This is a genomic window from Yeosuana marina, assembly GCF_011762485.1.
Classification (GTDB): domain Bacteria; phylum Bacteroidota; class Bacteroidia; order Flavobacteriales; family Flavobacteriaceae; genus Yeosuana; species Yeosuana marina.
This window is the reverse complement of the sequence record NZ_JAAKGI010000023.1, coordinates 1-4,693: the sequence shown is the minus strand read 5'-3', so window position 1 is coordinate 4,693 and position 4,693 is coordinate 1. Positions and strand designations below refer to the sequence as shown.

Here is a 4,693-nt window from a genome sequence, read left to right as displayed (position 1 = left end):
TAAACCAAAAGAATAGTAACCGTATTCAGCCGCAGTCTGTATGATTTTTTTATATGCTTCAGGTGAAGCAGCTGTTCCAGGAAGGAAAATAAATAATTTATTCTTTCTTAAGTTTGGTTCTTTTGTAATGAAAGCAAACTGCATTGACAATCCATTCGTAATATTTTGATCAGTACTTGTTGGTAAAACCTCGTATGAAAAATATTCGTAAGGTATATTTTCAGTAGGTTCAATGTCGTTGTTGTTTTTTGAACAACTTAATAAACTAAATAGAATTATTATTACTAAAAACTTGTTTTTTTTCATATTTATTTCTTTTGAGATTATTTTTTTGAGTTCGATTTATATTACCACCAACGTGATTGTATATGGAAAGTTGCGTGTTTGTGTGCGAGGATTTTCCGAAGGAAAATCAGATGCAAGCAAACAAAGCAACTGACATTGGTTTAGCTAAAACTAGCAATTTTTTATATACGGTGTTAGCTACAGTTATTTTTTTGTTTCGTAATCAAATTTTTCTTTTAAAAATCTATTTGCTATTTCATTAAATATTAATGGATTATTACGAGGTGCTCCGTGATTTATGCCTGGCATAATACAAAGCTGACCTTTCGATAGATTATTGAAAATCTCAACTGCATGTTCATTTTTAATAATGTCTCTATCACCAACCATGATAAGCACAGGCACATTTATTTTTTTTACATCTGAATGAGAGATATTTGGCTGAAAAACTAACATGTTATCAAGTTGTAATTCTAGTTTCCAGTCCTTGGAAGTATCTCCTTTTTCTATCATCATTTTAAATTTTTCAATATCCTTTCTTACCTGTTCAGGTGCCCAACTGTTAACAGCTGTAGTGTCAGGTCTTAAATTCGCACCCATGGCAACAATCTTTTTTATTTTAGTTTTTTTATTAATTCCCATTTTTAAACCTATTATGCCTCCATCGCTCCATCCAAGAATATTGATAGAGTCTAATTTTAGGTAATTGACTAAACCTTCCCAATCGCTAGTTATTTGATTATAGGTCAATGAGTCGGTTTTTAATTCAGACCTTCCATGGCCTCTGCTATCAGCAACAATAATTCTGTATTTGGATTTAAAATATTCAATTTGATTTGCCATTGACTTGATATCTGCACCATTGCCATGTATAAGTAAAAGTGGATCTCCTTTTCCATACTCTTCATAGTACATTTTGATTCCATTTATTTTAGCATATTTTCCGATATCTTTATTGCTTCCATATGGAACATCAAACTTTTCTTGAGCATTCGAGTTATTAGAAATAAATATCAAAAGAAAAAAAATAATCTGTAGAATAAATCGATTTTTCATATTGTAGTTTTAATTGTAGCTAACGTGATTGTATAAGATTAGTTGCGTGTTTTAAGCACTAAAGTTAGCAAATAAATCACAGATAGAAAGTCCGCTAGGACTTTCGTAAATAGGCTAATACCAGCAATTAATTTTATACGGTGTTAGGCAAAGTATTTTTTTCATATTTATTATGGATTATTATTATTGCTAATCCAAACAGGACAGCTACTACAATTAAAATTGTACTTATTAATCCGCTTACTCCGAATGACATACGGATTAAAATCGTTGAAACTACAAATCCGGAATTTCTAATTATTTTGTGAAATTTATCGGTGTAAAAGAAGGAAATTAACAGAAGAACGACATCCACTAATATCAGTACGGTAAAAAATTCACCAAAGAATAAATTATTAATTGTTTCAAAACTAGGCAGGTTAGTAGAACCAAGAGAAACATCTGAAGTCCAATTCAAAAGTGTAACTAAAGCCATCATAAAAAAAATCGGAACCAATGCAATGGCGATTATTTTCTTTCTAAGTATGAATCTTTCAATTTTTAGTTTATTGTCCTTTTGTTGCGTTGATTTTTGCATTCCCTGTTTTTGAAACTGAAAAATCAGATAGAAAAGAATAACTGATGCCAAGATATCATAGGTGAATTGCAAATCTCCTTTTATTTGAAACCAATCTGATGAAAGTTCAAGAGCAGATAAATCTTTAAATAATTTTCGGATAATTATAAGTGTTATAATTTCATACTGTTTAGTTATGTAGGTGGTAAATGACTTTGGTAAGTAATAGATTAATAAGTAAACTTCATAAACAAGTATAAATGAGAATGGGGTGTAAATTGCCGATATCGGATTTTTAAATAATTCCGATTCTAAAGACAAATTTAAAATACCGAATTTTGATAAGTAAATTAAAATTAAGTGGATGAAAAAGCCAAATAACGCAACATAGAGTATTGTTTTTTCAATCCGCCTTTTGGCGTACTCAGATAGAAAAATTTTGTAAAGTTTATTTAATAAATTCATATTCTATTAAGTCTGATATATTTTGCCTAACGGGTTTGTATATGGTTTGTTGCGTGGTTTAGCACGTAATTTAGCAAATAAAAACTGAATAGAAAATCCGCGAGGATTTTCGTAAGTAGGCTAGAACTAGCAATAAATTATATACGGTGTTAGGCAAAGTATTTTTATTCATTAGAACTTAAATATTCGTATTTCACTAAATCATTTTTATCTATTATTTTGATCATTTCCGAATCTTTAATAACGAAATTTTTATCTGTTATTTCAAGAACATCATTGTAATAATGGTCAGTTAAAATTATACCTTTTGTTTTTTTAAGTTCGAGTAATAAACCTTTTATCACATCTTTATAAATTGGCTCAATCATTGAAAATGGCTCGTCTAGCATTAAGAATTGATGATTTAGATTTCCTATGATTAGTAATTCAAGATAGCGTAATTGTCCTAAAGATAATTTTCCGATTTTTATTTTTTCAAAACTTGACACTTGCGGTGAATAAAAAATTTTGTCTTGGTCGTCTCCTTTAGGAAAAAAGAAAGGAATTATTTCTCTTACTTTCCGTTCTTTTGGTAAAAAAGTGTCTTGTGGTAAGTAACCTATCCTCTTTGAGGGAATAATAGCTTTCTGAGAAATACTTTCTGAATTTATTTTTGTGAGAATCGAATCGGCTTTGACAGTTCCGAATATTAGTTTTAATAAAGTCGATTTTCCAGTTCCGTTACGACCAAATATTCCAGTTATTTCTCCAACTCTACATTCAAGATTGATATTCTTTAAAATGATTTTCTTTCCGTAAGATTTGTTTATTTCAGTTACTTTTAATAAATCCATTTATCTGATTATTAAATAGATTAGAAATATCAAAATGGAAATAGATGTATTAAGTAACCACACTTTTTTTAAAAGGTCAGTTTTTTTAAATCCGAGATTATAATATGCATAATATTCATTTTTTTTGAAAGTATGATAACCTAAATAACCGATTAAAATACCAAATGAAGAAAAAATAACTACACTCCATAAAATTCCAGATATTAATCCGAAAATCAGGCAAAAAGGAACGTTGAACATATTAATATCCAAAAAGTATTTTGAAATAGCTTTACTGTACATTCTTTGTAATAAATTTCATTCTGGATTCGGATTTCATATTTTGCCTAACGGTTTGAATATGGTGCGTTTGGCATTTTGAAACACTTCATTTTCAAGTTACGATTAATTTTATTAATTGCTATATTCTTCATTTTTAGTAATATCTGCCAAATGCACTATATTTTTTGTTAGCCACCGTAATTGTTTAATAATCGTAATAGTTCTTTGTTAAATTCCACATTATTTGATAGTTGTCCAAAAAAAGTAACATCAAATTTTTCAACTTCTTTAACCGATATTTTTAGAGTTTCAATTCCCTTTTCCGTTATGCTGATTATTTTTGCTCTCGTGTCAGTTTTATGTTCTTTTCTTTTTAGCAACTTCTTTTCTAGTAGTTTTCTTATGACGTTTGAGGTCATCATTTTGTCAATGTCAATGAAATTAGCTATTTCAACTTGTGTAATATTTTCAGTTTTACTTGATAGCCAGTATGAACTTGCTAAAACAACAAATTGAGTATGAGTTAAATCAAATTTCTTTAAAATTTTATTGATTTCTCGTTGCCACAAATTTGTTGCTTTCCACAGAAGAAAACCGTTACTCTCACTTGGAGTTTCAAATTTAAATATATCAGACATATCAATTCTTTTCAGCCATTTTTGAGAGGTTTTCCATTGCTTTTGGCAATTCTCTTATTAACTTTTTTCCAATTACTTTTGAAAATAAAAATGTCAATAATCCTTTAATTTCAACTCCGTGAGTAATAAATAATTCACTATTTTTTTCATTCATTTCGTGAATAAAGTCCATTTTTGTTAATGGTAAAAATGAACGGCTTGTAAATTCATTTAATTTGTCAACTGAAATCAGCTTAAATTTTGATTTTGGTCCTTTTATAGGTTTTAATATTCCAAAAGTTCCAGTTTCAAATTGTCCGTTCATATCTGAATATTCAACTTCATTATCCCACTTATTCCAATTCTTTACATCACTCCATAAATTCCAAATTTGTTCCCGTGATGCGTTTGTTTTGATAGTTACTTTTTTTGACCACATATTATATCCTTTTTAAATTATTTTGCAAAGATAACAAAATATAATATACGCGTATATAATAATTAAGTATATTTTCTTTAAGTTCGTTTTTTCTTATGGTGGCTAACGGGAGTTTGCGCACAAACCCCATTTATTTCTATAAATCTATAGATTTTCTACAAATTAATGACATATGAGCTCA

General features: G+C 28.7%; 6 protein-coding genes. All 6 read right to left on the bottom strand.

The features are described 5' to 3' along the window. The coding region (locus G5V56_RS12305) for a hypothetical protein (protein ID WP_206285902.1) at positions 1–306 on the bottom strand (306 nt) is incomplete at its 3' end. Between the two features lie 183 nt (positions 307–489). Next, a complete protein-coding gene (locus tag G5V56_RS12300) occupies positions 490–1,341 on the bottom strand; it encodes an alpha/beta fold hydrolase (protein ID WP_166965426.1) in 852 nt (283 codons plus the stop codon). 133 nt (positions 1,342–1,474) lie between these two features. Beyond that, entirely contained in the window at positions 1,475–2,362 is an 888-nt protein-coding gene (locus tag G5V56_RS12295) for a hypothetical protein (protein ID WP_166965424.1), read from the bottom strand. A 164-nt stretch (positions 2,363–2,526) separates the two neighbouring features. After that, a complete protein-coding gene (locus tag G5V56_RS12290) occupies positions 2,527–3,195 on the bottom strand; it encodes an ATP-binding cassette domain-containing protein (protein WP_166965422.1) in 669 nt (222 codons plus the stop codon). A gap of 449 nt (positions 3,196–3,644) precedes the next feature. Then, positions 3,645–4,094 carry a MarR family winged helix-turn-helix transcriptional regulator gene (locus G5V56_RS12285; protein ID WP_166965420.1) on the bottom strand — a complete coding sequence of 150 codons (450 nt, stop codon included), beginning with the start codon at positions 4,092–4,094 and terminating at the stop codon, positions 3,645–3,647. A gap of 1 nt (position 4,095) precedes the next feature. After that, the gene (locus G5V56_RS12280; RefSeq protein WP_166965418.1) at positions 4,096–4,512 is read right to left on the bottom strand and encodes an SRPBCC family protein; all 417 of its coding nucleotides are present in this window, start codon (positions 4,510–4,512) and stop codon (positions 4,096–4,098) included. Positions 4,513–4,693 lie beyond the last annotated feature (181 nt).